At 68.0% G+C, this 17,126-nt stretch carries 17 protein-coding genes; 6 read left to right on the top strand and 11 right to left on the bottom strand.

The window, feature by feature from the left end; all coding sequences use genetic code 11:
- Nucleotides 1-56: 56 nt before the first annotated feature.
- Nucleotides 57-257 (bottom strand): twin-arginine translocase TatA/TatE family subunit, encoded by a 201-nt coding sequence (locus tag ACFTSF_RS35255; RefSeq protein WP_344157458.1) that lies wholly within the window; start codon nt 255-257, stop codon nt 57-59.
- 66 nt (nt 258-323) lie between these two features.
- Here ACFTSF_RS35255 and ACFTSF_RS35250 point away from each other — a divergent pair, with 66 nt between their 5' ends.
- Both ACFTSF_RS35250 and ACFTSF_RS35245 read left to right on the top strand, forming a co-directional pair.
- Nucleotides 324-1,004, top strand: coding sequence for a TIGR03089 family protein (locus ACFTSF_RS35250; protein WP_380159175.1), 681 nt, complete (start codon nt 324-326; stop codon nt 1,002-1,004).
- Complete coding sequence (locus ACFTSF_RS35245; RefSeq protein WP_380159173.1) at nt 1,005-1,781, top strand: SDR family NAD(P)-dependent oxidoreductase; 777 nt, start codon at nt 1,005-1,007, stop codon at nt 1,779-1,781.
- Here ACFTSF_RS35245 and ACFTSF_RS35240 read toward each other — a convergent pair.
- The 6 genes from ACFTSF_RS35240 to ACFTSF_RS35215 form a co-directional block, all read right to left on the bottom strand.
- On the bottom strand, nt 1,765-4,884 hold the full coding sequence (locus ACFTSF_RS35240; protein ID WP_380159171.1) for an ATP-binding protein: 3,120 nt from the start codon (nt 4,882-4,884) through the stop codon (nt 1,765-1,767). The genes ACFTSF_RS35245 and ACFTSF_RS35240 overlap by 17 nt on opposite strands.
- A 17-nt stretch (nt 4,885-4,901) precedes the next feature.
- Complete coding sequence (locus tag ACFTSF_RS35235; RefSeq protein ID WP_344157444.1) at nt 4,902-5,321, bottom strand: cyclic nucleotide-binding domain-containing protein; 420 nt, start codon at nt 5,319-5,321, stop codon at nt 4,902-4,904.
- Between the two features lie 100 nt (nt 5,322-5,421).
- Entirely contained in the window at nt 5,422-5,745 is a 324-nt protein-coding gene (locus ACFTSF_RS35230) for a hypothetical protein (RefSeq protein ID WP_380159169.1), read from the bottom strand.
- A gap of 26 nt (nt 5,746-5,771) precedes the next feature.
- On the bottom strand, nt 5,772-6,728 hold the full coding sequence (galE, locus tag ACFTSF_RS35225) for a UDP-glucose 4-epimerase GalE (protein WP_380159168.1): 957 nt from the start codon (nt 6,726-6,728) through the stop codon (nt 5,772-5,774).
- A gap of 816 nt (nt 6,729-7,544) precedes the next feature.
- Nucleotides 7,545-9,635 carry a spermidine synthase gene (locus tag ACFTSF_RS35220; protein ID WP_380159166.1) on the bottom strand — a complete coding sequence of 697 codons (2,091 nt, stop codon included), beginning with the start codon at nt 9,633-9,635 and terminating at the stop codon, nt 7,545-7,547.
- Nucleotides 9,636-9,725: 90 nt separating this feature from the next.
- The gene (locus ACFTSF_RS35215; protein ID WP_380159164.1) at nt 9,726-10,577 is read right to left on the bottom strand and encodes a serine protease; all 852 of its coding nucleotides are present in this window, start codon (nt 10,575-10,577) and stop codon (nt 9,726-9,728) included.
- A gap of 264 nt (nt 10,578-10,841) precedes the next feature.
- Here ACFTSF_RS35215 and ACFTSF_RS35210 point away from each other — a divergent pair, with 264 nt between their 5' ends.
- Nucleotides 10,842-12,308: an LCP family protein gene (locus tag ACFTSF_RS35210; protein ID WP_380159162.1), complete on the top strand. Its 1,467-nt coding sequence runs from the start codon at nt 10,842-10,844 to the stop codon at nt 12,306-12,308.
- A 6-nt stretch (nt 12,309-12,314) separates the two neighbouring features.
- The gene (locus ACFTSF_RS35205; RefSeq protein WP_380159160.1) at nt 12,315-13,319 is read left to right on the top strand and encodes a glycosyltransferase family 2 protein; all 1,005 of its coding nucleotides are present in this window, start codon (nt 12,315-12,317) and stop codon (nt 13,317-13,319) included.
- Here the strand turns inward: ACFTSF_RS35205 and ACFTSF_RS35200 are convergent.
- Complete coding sequence (locus tag ACFTSF_RS35200) at nt 13,316-14,017, bottom strand: tyrosine-protein phosphatase (RefSeq protein ID WP_380159158.1); 702 nt, start codon at nt 14,015-14,017, stop codon at nt 13,316-13,318. The genes ACFTSF_RS35205 and ACFTSF_RS35200 overlap by 4 nt on opposite strands.
- Nucleotides 14,018-14,072: 55 nt before the next feature.
- On the opposite strand from ACFTSF_RS35200, the gene ACFTSF_RS35195 reads away from it, so the two are divergent.
- Complete coding sequence (locus ACFTSF_RS35195) at nt 14,073-14,837, top strand: S1 family peptidase (RefSeq protein WP_380159156.1); 765 nt, start codon at nt 14,073-14,075, stop codon at nt 14,835-14,837.
- Here ACFTSF_RS35195 and ACFTSF_RS35190 read toward each other — a convergent pair whose 3' ends face one another.
- Genes ACFTSF_RS35190 through ACFTSF_RS35180 form a run of 3 tightly spaced genes read right to left on the bottom strand, consistent with a single transcriptional unit; the run spans nt 14,838 to nt 16,502 of the window.
- Nucleotides 14,838-15,482: a hypothetical protein gene (locus tag ACFTSF_RS35190; protein ID WP_344157419.1), complete on the bottom strand. Its 645-nt coding sequence runs from the start codon at nt 15,480-15,482 to the stop codon at nt 14,838-14,840. It abuts the gene before it with no gap.
- Nucleotides 15,483-15,501: 19 nt separating this feature from the next.
- Nucleotides 15,502-15,825 carry an AzlD domain-containing protein gene (locus tag ACFTSF_RS35185; RefSeq protein WP_380159153.1) on the bottom strand — a complete coding sequence of 108 codons (324 nt, stop codon included), beginning with the start codon at nt 15,823-15,825 and terminating at the stop codon, nt 15,502-15,504.
- Complete coding sequence (locus ACFTSF_RS35180; protein WP_380159152.1) at nt 15,822-16,502, bottom strand: AzlC family ABC transporter permease; 681 nt, start codon at nt 16,500-16,502, stop codon at nt 15,822-15,824. Before ACFTSF_RS35180 ends, ACFTSF_RS35185 begins: the two co-directional genes overlap by 4 nt.
- A gap of 54 nt (nt 16,503-16,556) precedes the next feature.
- Here ACFTSF_RS35180 and ACFTSF_RS35175 point away from each other — a divergent pair, with 54 nt between their 5' ends.
- A complete protein-coding gene (locus tag ACFTSF_RS35175; protein WP_380159150.1) occupies nt 16,557-17,126 on the top strand; it encodes a helix-turn-helix domain-containing protein in 570 nt (189 codons plus the stop codon).

Genomic DNA, 17,126 nt, shown 5'->3' with positions numbered 1-17,126 from the left:
GCCCGCCCGCTCACGGCGCGGCCGCCAACCTCTCGGCGGGCCGACACATCCTGTCGTTAGGGCCGGCTCTCCGACTTCTGCGCAGCCTCGATGGCCGGATCCTGCTCGTCCTCGTTCTGGACCTTCTTGAACTCCTTGAGCGCCTGGGCGGCGCCGCGGGTGAGTTCGGGGAGCTTGTTCGCACCGAACAGCAGCACCACGACGATCAGGATCACGACCCATTCGCCGCCCGCGGGCATCTCCAACTGCGGAACCATGACCAGCCTTCTTTCGATTAGTCCCCTCTCAAGCTACGTCGGGATCCGGACCGTAGGCTGGGCCATATGTCACAGGTTCTGCCCGAGGTTTTCGCCGCTGCGGTCCGCCGGGACGGCGCCGGTCCGCTGCTGACCTACTACGACGACGAGACGGGTGAGCGGATCGAGCTCAGCGCGCTGACGACGGCGAACTGGGTGGCCAAGACCGCCAACCTGCTCGTCGACGAGTACGACCTGGAGGCGGGTGAGACTGTCGCGATCGGACTGCCGCCGCACTGGCTCGGGGTGGTCTGGGCGCTCGCGACCTGGTCGGCCGGGGCCTCGTTGACGTCGAAGACCGGCACGCTCGCGATCACCGGCCCCGATTTCACCGCCACCGGCGAGCGCGAGACGATCGCTTCCGCGTTGCTCCCCCTCGGTGGGCGGTTCCGCGAACCGCTGCCGGCCGGCGTCCACGACTACGGGGCCGAGGTCTACAACCACCCCGACGTGTTCGTCCCGTTCGACTCCCCGACCGCTGACTCTTCGGCGTACGACGAACTCACCCACGCCGACCTGATCAGTACGGCGGAGCCGATCGCCGACCGGATTCTGACCACTCGGGAGCTGACGACCCGCGACGGACTTAGGGTCTTGATCGGGGTCATCACCGGTGGCGGCTCGATCGTCTTGTGCCGCAACCTGGACCCCACGAAGCTCGACCGCCGGGTGGCGGACGAGAAGGTCGATCGAGTGCTGGAGGACTAGGTGCGGTTCGAGGGGCGGGTGGCACTCGTCACGGCGGGTGCGCAGGGAATCGGGGCCGCGGTGGTGCGGCGGTTCGTGGCCGAGGGCGGTTCGGTGGTGATCACCGATCTGCAGGAGGACAAGATCGGGGAGCTCGCGGCCGAGCTCGGCGACCGGGCGATCGGGGTACGCACCGATGTGACGAAGCGCGAGGATGTCGATGCCGCGGTGGCCGCAGCGGTCGAGCGATTCGGCCGGCTCGATGTCGTGGTCAACAACGCCGGCGGCTGCATCGTCACGAGCGTTCCCGAGGACACGACCGACGAGGACTGGTTCCGCCAGCTCGACCTGACGCTGGTCGGCGCCTCGCGCTGCATCCAGGCAGCCCTGCCCCACCTGGTGGAGACGCGCGGCAACGTGGTCACCATCAGCTCGGTCAACGGGCTGGCCGCCTTCGGCAATATCGAGTACTCGGCGGCCAAGGCCGGTCAGATCGCGATGACGCTGAACTACGCCGCCCGCTACGGCAAGCTCGGCGTCCGCTTCAATGTCGTTGCCCCCGGCACCATTCGGACGCCGAACTGGGACAACCAGCAGGAGACGCTGGAGAAGTTCAAGCAGCTCTACCCGCTGGGCCGGATCGGCGAGCCCGAGGACATCGCGGCCGCAGTCGCGTTCCTCGCCTCCGACGACGCCTCCTGGATCACCGGCCACACCTTGCCGGTCGAGGGTGGCGTGCTGGCCGGCCCGAACATGGTCGACCTCAGCACGTCGGGTCCGTTCAAGAAGGAGTACTGACCCGCCGCAACGCATGCTCCTGCTCGAACCGGTTCCCGAACGTCCCCCAGCTCGCGGCAGCCTGCGCAAACCCGTCGGCCGCGGACTCCCCGGCGTACTCGGCAAGGAGCGCCTGCGCGGTCAGTACGGCGTACTCCCGCATCGGCAGCAACGGCACCAGTACGTCGGTCAGCGCCGCGGCCTCAGCCGGCAGATCCACCGCCAAAGCCGCGCGCACGAGAGTCGGCACCCGAGCGGGAAGCTCATGACTCCCCGGCAACTCGGTCAGTCCAATCAGCCGGTCGAGGATCTCGCGGACACCTTCCTGGTCCCCGTCCAGCGCCCGACCAGTGGCCGCGGGAGCAGCCGCGACCGCGATGATGTCCGGCCACCCCGCCGCGACGGCCAGTTCATACGCTTCCTCGGCCGACGACCGCCCCGCGGCAACCCCGGTCTCCAGCTCAGCGTGTGCCAGCGCGGCCAGTACCTCGATCCGCCGCAGCGTGATGAACGCCGGCCCCGGGTGATCGAGCTGATCCCGACAGCGCCGCAGTACCTCGTCCGTCTGGCCGGTCTCCATGAGCAGCTCCAGGACCGTGCAGTTCATCAGCTGTTCCGGCTCGGCCAGCCCGCGCCGTACGGCGAACTCCTGCGCCTCCGCCAGTGTCGCGAGCGCGACCTCCGGCCCTTCGATCTGCCACAGCACGAACCCGTAGTTGAGCCACGTCACCGCCGCATCCCGCCCGTTACCGCCGTCGAGCAGCGCGGCCAGCGCATCCTTCATGTCGACCAGACCGCCGGTGTCGCCCTCCCCGACTCGCGCCAGGCCGCGTGACTCAAGGGCTCGCAGCGGTACGGCGTATCCGTGCTCGCGGGCCATCCGTAGTGCCCGGTTCGCCGTGTCGATCGAGTCGCCCCGGCGGCTGGCCACCATCTTGATACTGGCTTGTCCGGCCAGCGCACCGACCAGGTCCTCGCTCGGCCCGAGCTCGGTCAGCATCGCGACTACCCGGTCGATCGTCGCCATGCTCTCGGCCATGTTGCTCATCACGTACGTCGACGCTCGCAACGCGCGCGCCGTACCGGCGATGTCGCCCGTCGCCTCGAACCCGGCGACCGCGGCGTCGTAAGCGGCCCGCGCATCCTCGAGCCGGCCGGCCAGGAAGGCCGCCCAGCCCCAGCGGGTCAGCACCTCAGGCCGCTCCGGGTCGTCGGCCGGGGTCAGCGCGAGCGCACGATCGAGGAGGGTCAGCGCCTGCGCGGTGTCGAAGTTCATCGCGAGCTCGGCGGCCCGGCGTTGATAGCTGCGCGCTCTCGGCGTGATCGTCGCGATCTGGCCCTGATCGTGACGTGCCACGGCGAGGTCGAGGGCGGTCGTCAGGTGATGCGCGACCGAGCTGCTGGTGTCGGCGTGCACCGCACCGCATCGCTCCTCCAGCCAGTCCGCCGCGGCGAGATGGCGCGCGGACCGCCCAGCTCGGGGCAGTTGGCTGTAGGCGACATCGCGGGTCAGCGCATGCCAGAACTGGTATTCGTGCTGCCCGGACATCGACGACTGCCGGACCGGGCGGACGAGCTCCTTGCGAACCAGCTCCTGCAACGAGCGGATGACCTGCTCAACCGGCTGACCCGACAACGCCGCCACCGCCTCGGCCCAGAAGGCCCGACCGATGACGGCCGCATCCGCGAGCAGGGCCTTGCGATCCGGGTCCAGGGAGTCCAGCCGGGCAGCGATGATCGCGGCAATCCCGGTCGGCAGGCTGCTGGCGCAGGGCAACTCCGGGCCGCATTCGTTCATCATCCGAGCGAGTTCTTCGGCGTACAGCGGGTTGCCGTCGGCACGCCGGACCAGGAGGTCGCGGGTCTCGGGCGGGATCGTCCGGCCGGCGAGCATCCGGTCGAGTACCTGCTCGGTCTCGGCGACCGTCAGCGGCGAGACACCGATCGTCAACGCGTTGCGCGTCCAGCCTGGGCCGCGTTCGAGGAGCTCGGGACGGGCGGTGACGATGATCAGCAACGGGAGGTCGCTCAGCCACTCGGCCAGATGATCCAGGAACGCGAGCAGCGCGTCGGACGCCCAATGCAGATCTTCAAACACCAGTACGGCGGGGCCGTGGTCTGCGAACGTTTCGAGCACCTGCCGCCAGGCGGCGAAAGACTCCTCCGGACTGACCGAATCGTTGCTCTCGGCACCGATTAGCGGACCGACCCGGGACCGCAGCCAGGCCCGGTCCGCATCACCGGGCAGGATCGCGTCCAGCTTGTTCGCAACCTCGGTGAGCGGGTCGGTGTCGAGAATGCCGGCCTGGGCCTTGATGATCTCGGCCACCGGCCAGAACGGCGTTTCGCCGTACGGCAGGCAACGCCCTTCGCGCCAGGTGACGAGCTGATCGTCGACGGCACGCGCGAGCTCGGCGACCAGGCGGGACTTGCCGATACCTGGTTCGCCGAGGAGCGTGATGAACTGCGGTTGCCGCTCGGCCACGGTCTTCTCGAACGTGGTGCGCACGAGGGTGAGATCACGCTCGCGGCCGACCATCGGCGTACTGAGGTCACGAAGGACATCGGCACCGAAGCGGGCTCGCGGCGGACCGGCCTGCCAGCGGTCGACCGGGTGACTGATGCCCTTGGCAACGACTGGTTCGAGTTCGCGGTAGCCGAAGACGCGGCTGGTCGCGGCGTGCGCGCCCGGGCCGACGACTACGGTGCCGATCGGGGCCGAGGTTTGGAGGCGGGCGGCCAGGTTCACCACCAGGCCGGTGACGAACGGCTCGCCGAGCTCCGGGCGGGCATTTAGCTGAACCAGCGCCTCGCCGGTCTCGATGCCGATCCGAACCTCGAGTGCGAGTTTCGCGACCGCGTCGAGGACGGCGAGACCCGCGCGGACGGCACGCTCGGTGTCGTCCTCGCGGGACCGCGGTGCGCCGAAGACCGCCAGGATCGCATCACCGGCGAACTTCTCGACAGTCCCGCCGTACCGCTCGACGGTGTCGCGCAGGGTCGAGTGGTACGGCGCGAGCCAGCCGCGGACGTCCTCCGGATCGGCGGACTCCGACGCGCTGGTGAAGCCGACAAGGTCGCAGAACAGCACCGAGACGACCTTGCGCTCCTCGGCTGGAGGCATGGTGGTCCCGGCCCGCCTCAGCCCTGGGCTTCGAGGCTGCGGATCCGCGCGGTCAGCGCCTTCAGCAGCGCCTGCGCGACATCGCCGTTCGCCTTCACGACCGGCGCGAACGCCAGCGCGGACAGGGCGAACGTGGTCAGCCCATCCGGACCCGAGACCACGGTCGCCGACCGCGGCTGACCGTCGATCAGCGAGATCTCACCGAAGTAGTCGCCCGGTCCGAGCGGCTCGCGCTCGACCCCGTTGACCGACACCACGGCCGAACCCTCCAGCACGACCTGCAGACCGGCGTCGTTCGCACCCTGCTCAACCACGTGCCGCCCGGCCGGGACCTGCAGGTTCGTGCCCCGCTCGATCAGCTCGGACAGCGTCTCCTTGGACAGCCCCTCGAAGAGATCGACCTTCGCCAGGAACTGCGGCAAACTCTCGTGACTCATGGATCGCACCCCTCGATCGTTGCCCGCCCCCGCGGACAGCACTGTGAACTGCGGCACACAGTACAACCGCGAGGGAGCGTCCGGGAGGTTTTGGTCTGGATCAGAAGTTGAACCAGTACGCCACCCGCAGCGGCAGCCCCGAGACCGCGATCCCGAACCACGCTCCGCGCCGTACCAGGCACCAACCGTGGTGCCCACGCCTCGCCTGCACCACGATCGCGCCGACCACGAGTAGCCCCAGTACGGCGAGCACCGCGCTGCCGAAGACGGTCCAGCCACCGATAAGGGACCCGACGCCCAGGGCCACCCACACCAGGCCACCGATGAACGACGCCGGGCTGTACGCCGAATCCCGCGTCCGCCACGGTTGCCGGGGCGCCTCCGGCCGCAGGTACGCCGGCATGTCGTCGAACGCATCGGCCATGGCTCGGACTGTAGCCCCGCCCGGGATCAGCGGTTGGCCGGCCAGGCCTTCCAGGCCGAGGCGAACATCTCGTCCACGGTGTGGGTGTTCTTCCAGCCGAGGTCACGAGCAGCCAGCTCGCCCTGCGCGACCACGCGCGACGGATCGCCGGGACGACGCGGACCCTCGGTCGGCGTGAAGTCGATCCCGGTGACCCGGCGAGCGGCGTCCATGATCTGGCGGACCGACGTACCGGTCCCACTCCCCAGGTTGTAGACGGGCTCCAACGCCGTACCGGCCTCGAGAGCACGCGCCGCGGCCACGTGTGCACGGGCGAGATCGGCGACATCGACGTAGTCCTTGACCGACGTACCGTCCGGGGTCGGGTGGTCAGTGCCGTAGATCTGCGGCACCTTCCCCTGCGACAGCAGGTTGCAGACGATCGGGAACAGGTTGTACGGACTCGCGTCGTACACGGTCGGGTCCCCGGAGCCGACCACGTTGAAGTACCGCAACGAGGTGTGCTTCAGCTCAGCCGCGTTGGCCTGGTCGCGCAGCAACCACTCCCCGATCAGCTTCGTCTCCCCGTACGGCGACTCCGGCGCCGGCTCGGTCGCCTCAGTCACCGTCTCGACCTTCGGCGTCCCGTAAACCCCGGCGCTCGACGAGAACACGATGTTCTGCACACCCGTCTCGTCCATCGCCTCCAGCAACGAAACCATCGCCGTCACGTTCTGCGTATACGTGTGCAACGGCCGCTCCACCGACACCCCGGCGTACTTGAACCCGGCCAGGTGCACGACCCCACTCACCCCCACCAGCGCCCCGCGCACCGCCTCAATATCCAGCAAGTTCGCCTGCACGAACGGCACCCCGTCCGGCACGAACTCCGCCTTCCCACTGGACAGGTCATCGACCACCACCACATCGATGCCATCAGCAAGGAACGCCCGCACCACATGCGCCCCGATATACCCAGCCCCGCCACTAACCAGCCATGTCATACAACGATCTTCGCACCCACATCCCAACCTCTTCCCGGAAACGGGCCGATCCCGTACCACTCCTGTCTTGTACGGCGGGGCGGCTGGGGTTTCGCTCATCTGCGGCCGGGATCGTAGGTGCCGGGTACTCGCCGCTGCGGCCGGCTTACAAAGGAGGTGTGGCTGGCCGAGCCTGCGGCTGAGCTGCTTGGCGAGGCCGCGCCCGGGTCCCCGTCGCCTGGGGCCGACGGCCTGTGGCTGAGGCCCCACCGGCCGAATCGAGCCAGCTCACGTGGGCGAAAACACCACGCCGTGGCCTTGAACAAGCCATGCCCTGTCCCAGCCCACCATCTCCTGTTCAAGCCCCCCGGACGGAAACCGCAGATCCACGGAAACCGGCAGAAGCCACCGCGACCCGTCACCTTGCACCCCGCCTCCCCCTCGGCAGCAACCCCACGCAACGTGCACCCGGTCGCGACCGCGTCGCCAACCGCAACCAAAGCCCGCCAGCCCCAGGCAACGTCCACCTCGGTCACCGACCTCGTCTCTCAACCGCAACCCAAACCCGTCCGCCCCAGGCCACGTGCACGCGATCGCCTACCTCGCCAACCGGCCCAGCCACAGGCGACCCCGCCACACCCCCTCTGCAAGCCGGCCGCCGCGGCGACCAGCCACCGCCGTACACCCCCGGCCGCATCCAAGCGACACGTCACCGCCCCAGCTCACTAGTCGGTAATTTTTGGGTGCTATTTGCCCATTTCTTTCCGACTAACGAGCGACGGCAGGAGGCCTCGCGGGGTCGCGAGGTCCTCCTGCCGTTTCGCAGGTCCCAGACAGCTACGTTCCGATGGCTGTTTTGGATTTGGGGCGGAGTAGGAAGGCGCCTAGGTAGAGGACTGCGGCGATGATCAGGAGGCCGTGGAAGCCGATGATCAGGGCGGCGTACTCGAGGCAGCCGCCGAGCATGGCGCCTAGGAGGTTGGCGCCGAACGACGCGGTGCCGTCTTCGGTGTCGGTGAAGCGTTTGGCGAAGATGACGTTGGCGGCGAAGATCGGCGTGAAGGCGATGATCACGGCGACCAGGGCGCGGAGGCCGACGGGCATCGAGAGTAGCCAGTCGTCGGGGAAGATCCAGGACAGGACGAGGCCGCCGAACAGGATCGCGAACATCACCTTCGTGGGTGGTGTTCGGAACCGTCTGGTGACTTCGACGGCGGCGAGCACCGCCACGAGTACTCCGGCGAAGACGATCGCGTTGACGACCCACGTCGTACCGAAGAGCAGGGCGAAGCCGGTGATGCTCTTGGTTTCGAGGAGCATGAAGCCGGCGCCGAGCAGGAAGAGGTCGGTGTAGGGGCGCATGCGCTTGTACGACGATCCGCCGCCGGCGATGCCGACCCCGACCACGCCTGCGACCAGGATCAGCCCGAGGGTGACCAGGTAGAGGGACGGGATGCGGTCGGTGAACAGGTACAGGAACGGGCGGTTGTCGGTGGCCGGCGGCGGGGTGACCGACGAAGCGCCGGCCCATTCGCCCTGGCAGTTCTGGTCGTTGGCGGTGAGGCCGACGGTGACGACGGCCTGCTGCAGGGAGTCGCCGACCTTGTCGACGCAGGGCTTGTGGCCGAACGCCTTCTCGGCGGTCAGGGCGAGGCGGTCGATCAGCCAGGTCTCGCGGTAGTAGTTGTACATCGCGAACGCGCCACCCGGGTTCAGGTGATCACGCGCCGACTCGAACGCCTGCTGGGTGAACAGGTAGCTCTCCAGGCGCAGCGAGCTCGCGCCGTTGACCAGGGTCAGCGAGTCGGGCAGTGCCAGCAGGATCAGGTCGTACTTCTTGTCGGTCCGGGACAGGAACGCCCGCCCGTCGTCGATGTGCGACGACACCCGCGGGTCCTGGTACGGCCGGTCCGGGTGCAGTGCCTTGCCGATGTCGCGGATCTCCGGGTCGATCTCGACCGCGTCCACATGGGTCGCGCCCTTCTTCAGCGCGATCGCGACATCCGAACCGGAACCGGCCCCGATGATCAGGACGTTCTTCGGCGCCTTACCGACGTTCGCCCGCGCATAGGGCAGTCCGTACTGCGGCTCCCACTGCAACCGGGCATCCGCCGGGATCGCCTGCTGGTGCGGTACGCCGTTCACCGTGATCGTCAGCAGCGGCACACCCTCGAACGAGGTCTTGGCCGTCTGCACCTTGTAGTACGGCGACCAACTGTTCTCCGACTTGGTCGACTCGTTGAACAGCACCCCGACCATCACCAGCAACGGCGCGAGCACCAGCGCAGCACTCAGTACGGCGGCCACCAGCGGCTGCGGGGCGATCCCGCGCGACCGCGGAATCATCAACCCGGCAAAGACGACTGTGACGATCAGTCCCCACCAGATCGGCGGCGCACCCAGGAACGACAGCCCGGTGAAGGCGATGATCCCGATCAGCGAACCGACCAGATCAAACCGGTACGCCGTCAGTCGCGGCAGCTCGGTGAAGCATCGGCCGACGAGTTCCGCGGGACCGGCGAGCACCACGGCCGCGGCGATGAAGACGATCGGCAGGATCACCCAGACCGGCGGACCCGACGTACTGAGACTGGTGAAGTAGATGACGCTCGACGACGAACCGCGGTTGACGGTGACGGGTTTCCACGCGATCACCAGAATCAGCAGGCCGAGCATCACCGGCGAGTAGTACGGCAGCCGTTTGGCCCGGCCGGAGCGCAGGATGCCGATCCCGATTCCGAGGAAGGAACCGAGCAGCACGAAGTTCGAGAAGTAGCTGAGGTGGACGACGTTCGAGCCGGTCCAGCGAATCAGCGCGAGCTCGGTGAACAGCATCAGCGCGCTGGCCGCCACCAGCCGGGTCCGGACCCCGAAGGGGCTCGGCCAGTTCGTTGTCGTGACCTGTTCCGTGGAGGAGTCGACTGCCATGTGGCGCGACGTTACCCGAATCACAGTGTGCTACGTCACCCCAGTCCCGCCTCCGGTGGAGTGACCACCGGAGGCGGGCAGCGGTTGCGCCTACTTGGCGAGCAGACAGCCCGCCTTGTTCAGGTCGATGGTGCGGGTGGCGGACAGGCAGGTGTAGAACCACCAGGTCTGCTGGCCGTACGCCGCTCCTTGGTCGACCGTGATGTTGCCGGCAGCGTCGACCTCGCACGGGTTGTTCAGCGTGCAGCGGCCACCGTCTTCGTTACCGGTGTTGTTGACGCCGATGACCTGGCCGGACGAGGTGCTCACGATCGGCGAACCCGACGTACCGCCGATGGTCTCGCAGCCCGGCTGGCGGTACTTGATCGAGCTCTCCATCGTCCAGCTGGCCTCGCGCAGCTTGTAGATCGTCGACTGCACCGAGCAGGTGTAGATGCGCTTCCAGTAACCGGAGACGACGGCCATCCCGGCGCCGGCAGCCGGCGCGGACTGGGAGAGCGTCAGCGCCGGAACGCCAAGCCGGGACTGGATCGCGGCGTACGTCTCGGTGAGGCGGTACAGCGTGACGTCGGTCTTGGTCATCGTCGCGTACAGGACCCGGTTGGCCCGGACGGTACCGGCGTTGCTCCCGCTCGGGCGCAGCAGCGTGAACGAGCGGCTGGACGCGCGGTCCTTGATGACGACGCCAGCGCCGGGCATCCCGCCTTCGTAGCAGTGGCCGTTGGTCAGAATGAGCGCCGGATCGGTCGACACCGAGGACGCGAACCGGACCAGCGATCCGGAGCAGTTACTGAGCGCGGCGATCCCGGTGAAATCGCCACCAGGGGCCCGGACCGCAGCGGGCGCAGGGGCGGGGGCGGGCGCCGCCTGCGCGGCGCTGAGGCCGGTCAGGGTGATGGCCGTGGCCGCGGCGACGGCAAAAAGAGGACGGAACAGTTTCATGGGGGGCGGATCCTCACTGTCGATTTGGGCAGCTACCAGATAACCGATCTCAGCCCCCGAACACCATCACAACCGTGTGAAACCACCTGATCACCGGGTGTACGCAGGGGTTTTCCTGCGCTCCGTGGCCGAACTGCTACCCTTCGTTTTCGGACCCGCTCCGGCTCGAACCATCCCGTCCTCCGGCACGTCGTACCAGGTGACCGTGGGGACGGCGCGGTACGGTCGGCAACAGCCCGCCCGAGCCGAGAACGGAAGGACCTCATGCCGCAGGAGAAAGCAGACCTGCGCAACCTCAGCGAGCCGGTGCGGTTCAAGCGGGCCCTGGCACTGCTGTTGATGACCCTGGTGCTGCCGGGGTCGGCGCAGATCGTGGCAGGCAGCAAACGCGCCGGGCGCTGGGCCTGGCGAATCATCGCGGGTCTGCTCGCGATCGTCATCTTCCTGGTCGTCCTGGGGCTGATCTGGCGCTCCGGGACCATCAACCTGATGGCCCGCCCGGGCACCCTGCGGATCATCCAGGTGCTGCTGATCCTGCTGGCGATCGGCTGGGCCGCGTTGTTCGTGGACGCGTACCGGATCGCCCAGCCGATGACGCTGGAACGCAACCACCGGCTCGCGACGAGCATCCTGGACGCCGTACTGGTGTTCGTGGTCGCCGGTGCGCTGATCTGGGCCAGCGCGTTCGTGAACACGCAGCGCGACTTCGTCGCCAGCGTCTTCGGCAACGGGCAGAAGTCCAAGGCCGAGCACGGCCGCTACAACGTGCTGCTGATGGGCGGCGACTCCGGCGCGGACCGGATCGGCACCCGGCCGGACAGCATGACCGTGGCCAGTATCGACGCCGACACCGGCCGGACCGTCCTGATCGGCCTGCCGCGCAACCTGGCCAAGGTCCCGTTCCCCGCCGGTACGCCGATGGCCAAGCAGTTCCCGAACGGTTTCCAGTGGAGCAAGTGTGCCGCCGAGTGTCTGCTGAACGCGGTCTACACCTACGCGGCCGGCCACAAGAACCTGTTCCCCGGCGACCCCAACCCCGGTGAGACCGCGACCACCCAGGCGGTGTCGGCGGTCACCGGGCTGAAGATCAACTACTACGTGCTGATCGACCTGGCCGGCTTCCGCGACCTGCTGAACGCGGTCGGCGGGATCACCCTGGACATCGGCAAACGGGTCCCGATCGGTGGCGGCAGTTCGCCGATCAAGGGGTATATCGAGGCCGGTAAGAATCAGCACCTGGACGGGTACCACGCGCTCTGGTTCGCCCGGTCCCGGGCCGAGTCGTCGGACTACGAGCGGATGACGCGGCAGAAGTGCGTGATGTCTGCGATGCTGAACCAGCTGTCACCGCAGACCGTGCTGACCAAGTTCCAGGGCATCGCGGCGGCCAGCAAACAAGTGGTCAAGACCAGCATCCCGGCCGGTGAGCTGGGGACCTTCACCGACCTCGCGCTGGACGCGAAGAAGCTGCCGGTGTCAAGCTTCTCCGCGGTCCCCCCGTTGATCCACACCGGCAACCCGGACTTCGACCTGATCCGTACCAAGGTCGCCCAGGCGATCCAGAAATCCGAAGCGCTGGACAAGGCCGCCTCCGAAGGAGACGGTAAGACCACCGAACCGCCGAAGAGCACGTCCACCAAGAAGCCGAGTACGCCGGCGAAGAAGCCGACGACCTCACCGACCAAACCCGCCAACGACGTCGACGACGTCGCTTCGATCTGTAAGGCCTGACCTGATATGCCGTTGTCCCAGTGGCCGCCCGTTTCCGTCGTGATGCCCGTGCTGAACGAGGAACGTCACCTCGAAGAGGCAGTAGGGCGCGTGCTCGACCAGAACTATCCCGGTGAGCTCGAGGTCGTGCTCGCCATCGGCCCGAGCAAGGACCGGACCCAGGAGATCGCCGACAAACTGGCCGACCGGGACCGGCGGATCAGCATCGTCGAGAACCCGACCGGCAAGACCCCGGCCGCCCTGAACGTCGGAATCGCGCACGCGCGGCACGACATCCTGGTCCGGGTCGACGGCCACGGCGCCCTCACCGACGGCTACATCACCCGCGCGGTCGAGGTCCTGGACGAGAGCGGCGCGGACAACGTCGGCGGCGTCATGGCAGCCGAGGGCCGGACCCCGACCGAAATGGCGGTCGCCTGCGCGTACCGCTCCCGGCTGGGCCTGGGCGCCTCGACGTTCCATCAGGGCGGCAAGGCAGGCCCGGCCGACACCGTGTACCTCGGCGTCTTCCGCCGAGCGGCGCTCGAGCGGGTCGGCGGCTTCGACGAGACCATGCACCGCGCCCAGGACTGGGAGCTGAACTACCGCATCCGCAAAACCGGCGGCCTGATCTGGTTCAGCCCAGACCTGTCAGTCACCTACCGCCCGCGCTCCTCGCTGTCCGCGGTAGCCAAGCAGTTCTTCCACACCGGCCAGTGGCGCCGCGAGGTAATCCGCCGCCACCCCGAAACGGCCAGCAAGCGCTACCTAGCCCCGCCGGTCGCCGTCATCAGCATCGTCCTCGGCACCCTCCTAGGCATCATCGGCCTGATCACCGGCAACCCCTGGCTGGACCTAGGCTTCCTAGCCCCCCTCGGCTACGGCCTCCTACTCCTCTTCGGCTCAGCCGTAGAAGGCCGCTACCTCCCCTGGAAGGCCCTGGCCCAGATGCCCCTCATCTGCGCCACCATGCATATGTCCTGGGGCCTAGGCTTCCTGGTCGGCCTCCGCGAAAAGCCGAGAACTGTCTAGTCCAGCAGTCGGTGGCGGAGGCGGTTCAGGTCTTCCGTTGTGAGGCCTCCATGGCGTAGGTACGCCTCAGGGCCTCCGTAGGCCTCGTCGACGTGGTTGAGGATTGCGACCAGGGATTCGGCTCGGGTGTCGCGGAACTCGATCATCTCGGGGTGCTTGGAGGTGTCGGGTTCGGCGGCTAGTTGCTCCTCTAGCCAGGGGGCCAGGCGGGACTGGGTTAGGTAGTAGTCGGCGATGATCTCGTCGCGTGGGACGCCGGCGATGCTCAAAGCCAGTGCTACGACCATGCCGGTTCGGTCCTTGCCGCCGTGGCAGTGGACGACGACTGCTCCAGAGGGTTCGTCTGCGATCGCCTTCACCGCGGCGGCGAACAGCGTCGGCCGTCGGTCCAGCATCCAGGTGCAGGCGGCGATGATCGTGGGCTGACCGTGTTCCGGATCGGCCGGATCCACCAGCAGTTGCCGGACCGCGATCGGCAACCCCGTGAACGGCGTCGGCGCCTCCCCGACTTCACGGTCGCTGCGCAGATCGAGGATCCGGCTGACACCAGACCGGCGTACCGCCTCGACACCATCCGGCGTCAGATACTGCAGACTCTCGGAGCGGATCAGTACGCCGTACCGGATCGTGCGGCCGTCCGCCGTAGGCAATCCACCGACATCGCGAACGTTGCGGCACCCGGGCCAGTCGAGATCCATACCCCCCATCCAAACAGACGCCCGCATGGCCGTCTCGGCGATTATCGTGCGGCCTATGCCACTTCGACGTCAGCTCGCCCTGGCCGCAGCAACCCTCACGATGGCGGCCGGGCTGTCCGCGCCGGCCGCGCACGCAGTGATCGGCGGCACGCCGACCGACCCGCCGCCATGGATGGTCGCCGTGTCGAGCCCGGGGATGCTGACGCGTCCGTCGGGTCAGTTCTGCGGCGGCACGCTGGTCCGGCCGGACAAGGTCGTGACGGCGGCACACTGCGTCAACCTGCTCAAGCTCACCCCCTGGCTGGTCCGCGGCATCTTCGGCCGTGCCGACCTGAAGGGCAAAGACGGCGAAACCGTGTCGGTCAAGAAGATCTGGGTGCATCCCGGTTTCAAGGAGACCAAATTCGGCGACGACAGTGTCCAGCACAACGACGTCGCCGTTCTCACCCTGAGCCGTGCGGTGAACCGCGCGACGCTGCCGATCATCGAGCATGGTGCCGCGTATCCGGCGGGTGCGGCGGCCGAGGCCCTCGGGTGGGGCGGAACCACCGAGACCAGCACGGCCAACACGGTCCTGCGCAAGGCGACGCTGCCGATCGCGGCCGACGCCACCTGCGCGACGGCGTACGGATCGTCCTTCGACGCCGGGAACATGGTGTGTGCAGGGTCGCCGCAGGCCGACACCTGCGAGTACGACAGTGGTGGTCCGCTGATCGTCGACGGCAAGCTGGCCGGACTGACCTCGTGGGCGCGCGGCTGCGCGCGCGAAGGCTTCCCCGGCGTCTACACGCGACTGTCGGCCTTCACGTTGCCCTTGTGATCAGCGGTCCTGTGGGCGGTCAGGGTTCGGACCCGGCACGTACGGCGGCGGTGCCGGGTGCGGGTGGTTCGGTGGCGCGGGTGTTCCGGGCGGTGGCGCGTAGCCGGGGACTCGGCCGACCGGCTTCCGGCGGTTCCGAATCAGGCCGACCGTCACCAGGACAGCTCCGAGCGCTCCGAACACCAGGACCGAACCGATCGCACCGAAGATCGACAGCACGAATGCCACCACCGAACTCCGCGGTCCGACGGCATAGGTCGCGCTGGTCTCCTTGTCGGTGCAGGTCACCACGTAATCCCCGGCCGGGACCGCGTCCTGCGTCCGCGCCACGACGTACCAGCTGTCGCCGTTGACGGTGATCTGCTCGGTGTTGCGCGACTGCACGATCGCCACGTCGCCGGCTTGCGCGTCCTTGACCCGGCACGGCACCTCGAGCACCGGGATCGACGAGTAGATCGTCAGCCCCTTCTCCTCCAGCGTCACCGGCGTCTGACTCTCACCGACCGGTTGCGGCGAGGCCGGTGCGGTCGTGACGATCCGCACGACGAAGAACGCCGTGAGTGCCACGCCGACGACAAAACACCCGATCCCGATCCAGATCAGCGTTCGTCGCGGCGCAGCCGATTGGGCGGATGAGCTGCTCATGGTGAGCACGTTATCCGTTTTACGGAACGCCGAGGAGTCTCAGTCCAGCAGCAGTTGCGGCCGCGGCCACCACGATCAGGACGAAGGGTGCTTTACGCCAGGCGAGGATGCCCCCGACCAGTACGCCGGCCGGTCGGGCGATCCCGGCTGGACCAGTACCGTCGGTAAGCGCGGCAGTCGCGACCAGCGCGGTCAGCAGCACGATCGCGGCAGCCGCGAGCAGGCCCTGAACCCGCTCCGGGATCTCGAACCGACTGCGCAACGCGGGTCCCGCGAACCGCAGCGAGAAGGTGCCGACAGCAAGGATCGCAATAGCTGCCAACAGCAACGGAGTGTTATTCATCGGACCGGCTCCAAAGCGGGGGTTCGGTAGAACAGCAAGCCGGTCAAGGCGAACAGGACCGGCAGGCCGGCGGGCAGGAACGGCGTTGTGGCCAAGGCGACGACGACTCCGACCAGGGCCGCCGTACGAGTCGAGCGATCACGCAGCGCCGGAAGAACGAGCGCGAGCAACACCGCGGGGAAGGCCGCATCCAGGCCGAAGACGTCGGTGTCGGTGATCACCGAGCCGGCTCCGGAACCGACCAGCACGCCGAGGTTCCAGCAGATGAAGATGCCGATCCCACCGGCCCAGTACGCCGCGCGCCGCTGCCGCGGGTCGTCCTGACCGATGGCGAAGGCAACGTTTTCGTCGGTCATCAGGTGGCTTCCGGGCCAGCGCCGCCAGCCGGACCCGATCACGTCGCTGACGGCCAGGCCGAAGGCGACATGACGGGTGTTCACCAGCAGACCGGCGATCATCGCCGCGATCGGACTCCCGCCGGCGACCACGATCCCGACGAACAGGAACTGCGAGGCACCTGCGAAGACGACGATCGACAGCAGCACCGGCACCCACCACGGGAGACCGCCGCCGACGCTGATCGCGCCGTACGAAAGGCCGACGACGCCGTCGGCCAGGCAGACCAGCCCGATATCGCGGGCCAGCCGAGGATTGAGTGTTCGCCAAATCGAACGCATGGACATTATGATGAACACAACGCCGCCCGTTCGTCAATTCGAACGACTGGACCGATGGAGCGAACACCGATGGACAGCAAGGCACCACTGGACGTGATCGCAGCCTCGCTGCGCCGGCACCGAGCGCGAGCCGGCCTCTCGCTCAGCGAGGTGGCCAAGCGGGCCGGCGTTGCGAAGTCGACGCTCTCCCAACTGGAGTCGGCGACCGGCAACCCAAGCGTCGAGACCCTGTGGGCGCTGGCGGTCGCCCTCGACACCCCGTTCGCCACCCTGCTCGACCCACCACGACCGAAGGTCCAGATCATCCGGGCGGGCGAGGGCCCGGTGCTGTACTCCGAGAACCCCGAGTACAGCGCGACTCTGGTCGCGTCGAGTCCGCCGTACGCGCGGCGTGACATCTACCGGATCGAGGTCAGCCCCGGCCCCGGACGCAGGTCGGACCCGCACAACCCGGGTGTCGTCGAGCACGTCATCCTCGGCACCGGGCGCGCCCTGATCGGCCCGGCCGACGAGCCGATCGAACTCCACCCCGGCGACTACATCTCCTACCCGGGCGATCTCCCGCACGTCTTCATCGGCCTGGAGGAACGCACGATCGCCACGCTCATTTCCGAGCACGTGTAA

Source organism: Kribbella sp. NPDC056951 (genome assembly GCF_042674205.1).
In the GTDB taxonomy this organism is placed as follows: domain Bacteria; phylum Actinomycetota; class Actinomycetes; order Propionibacteriales; family Kribbellaceae; genus Kribbella; species Kribbella yunnanensis.
This window is presented reverse-complemented; position numbering and strand designations above follow the sequence as displayed.

Coding starts and splice junctions, on each gene's coding strand:
- ACFTSF_RS35255 (WP_344157458.1), bottom strand. CDS start 257: ATGGTTCCGCAGTTGGAGATGCCCGCGGGCGGCGAATGGGTCGTGATC.
- ACFTSF_RS35250 (WP_380159175.1), top strand. CDS start 324: ATGTCACAGGTTCTGCCCGAGGTTTTCGCCGCTGCGGTCCGCCGGGAC.
- ACFTSF_RS35240 (WP_380159171.1), bottom strand. CDS start 4,884: ATGCCTCCAGCCGAGGAGCGCAAGGTCGTCTCGGTGCTGTTCTGCGAC.
- ACFTSF_RS35235 (WP_344157444.1), bottom strand. CDS start 5,321: ATGAGTCACGAGAGTTTGCCGCAGTTCCTGGCGAAGGTCGATCTCTTC.
- ACFTSF_RS35230 (WP_380159169.1), bottom strand. CDS start 5,745: ATGGCCGATGCGTTCGACGACATGCCGGCGTACCTGCGGCCGGAGGCG.
- galE (WP_380159168.1), bottom strand. CDS start 6,728: ATGACATGGCTGGTTAGTGGCGGGGCTGGGTATATCGGGGCGCATGTG.
- ACFTSF_RS35220 (WP_380159166.1), bottom strand. CDS start 9,635: ATGGCAGTCGACTCCTCCACGGAACAGGTCACGACAACGAACTGGCCG.
- ACFTSF_RS35215 (WP_380159164.1), bottom strand. CDS start 10,577: ATGAAACTGTTCCGTCCTCTTTTTGCCGTCGCCGCGGCCACGGCCATC.
- ACFTSF_RS35210 (WP_380159162.1), top strand. CDS start 10,842: ATGCCGCAGGAGAAAGCAGACCTGCGCAACCTCAGCGAGCCGGTGCGG.
- ACFTSF_RS35205 (WP_380159160.1), top strand. CDS start 12,315: ATGCCGTTGTCCCAGTGGCCGCCCGTTTCCGTCGTGATGCCCGTGCTG.
- ACFTSF_RS35200 (WP_380159158.1), bottom strand. CDS start 14,017: ATGGATCTCGACTGGCCCGGGTGCCGCAACGTTCGCGATGTCGGTGGA.
- ACFTSF_RS35195 (WP_380159156.1), top strand. CDS start 14,073: ATGCCACTTCGACGTCAGCTCGCCCTGGCCGCAGCAACCCTCACGATG.
- ACFTSF_RS35190 (WP_344157419.1), bottom strand. CDS start 15,482: ATGAGCAGCTCATCCGCCCAATCGGCTGCGCCGCGACGAACGCTGATC.
- ACFTSF_RS35185 (WP_380159153.1), bottom strand. CDS start 15,825: ATGAATAACACTCCGTTGCTGTTGGCAGCTATTGCGATCCTTGCTGTC.
- ACFTSF_RS35180 (WP_380159152.1), bottom strand. CDS start 16,502: ATGCGTTCGATTTGGCGAACACTCAATCCTCGGCTGGCCCGCGATATC.
- ACFTSF_RS35175 (WP_380159150.1), top strand. CDS start 16,557: ATGGAGCGAACACCGATGGACAGCAAGGCACCACTGGACGTGATCGCA.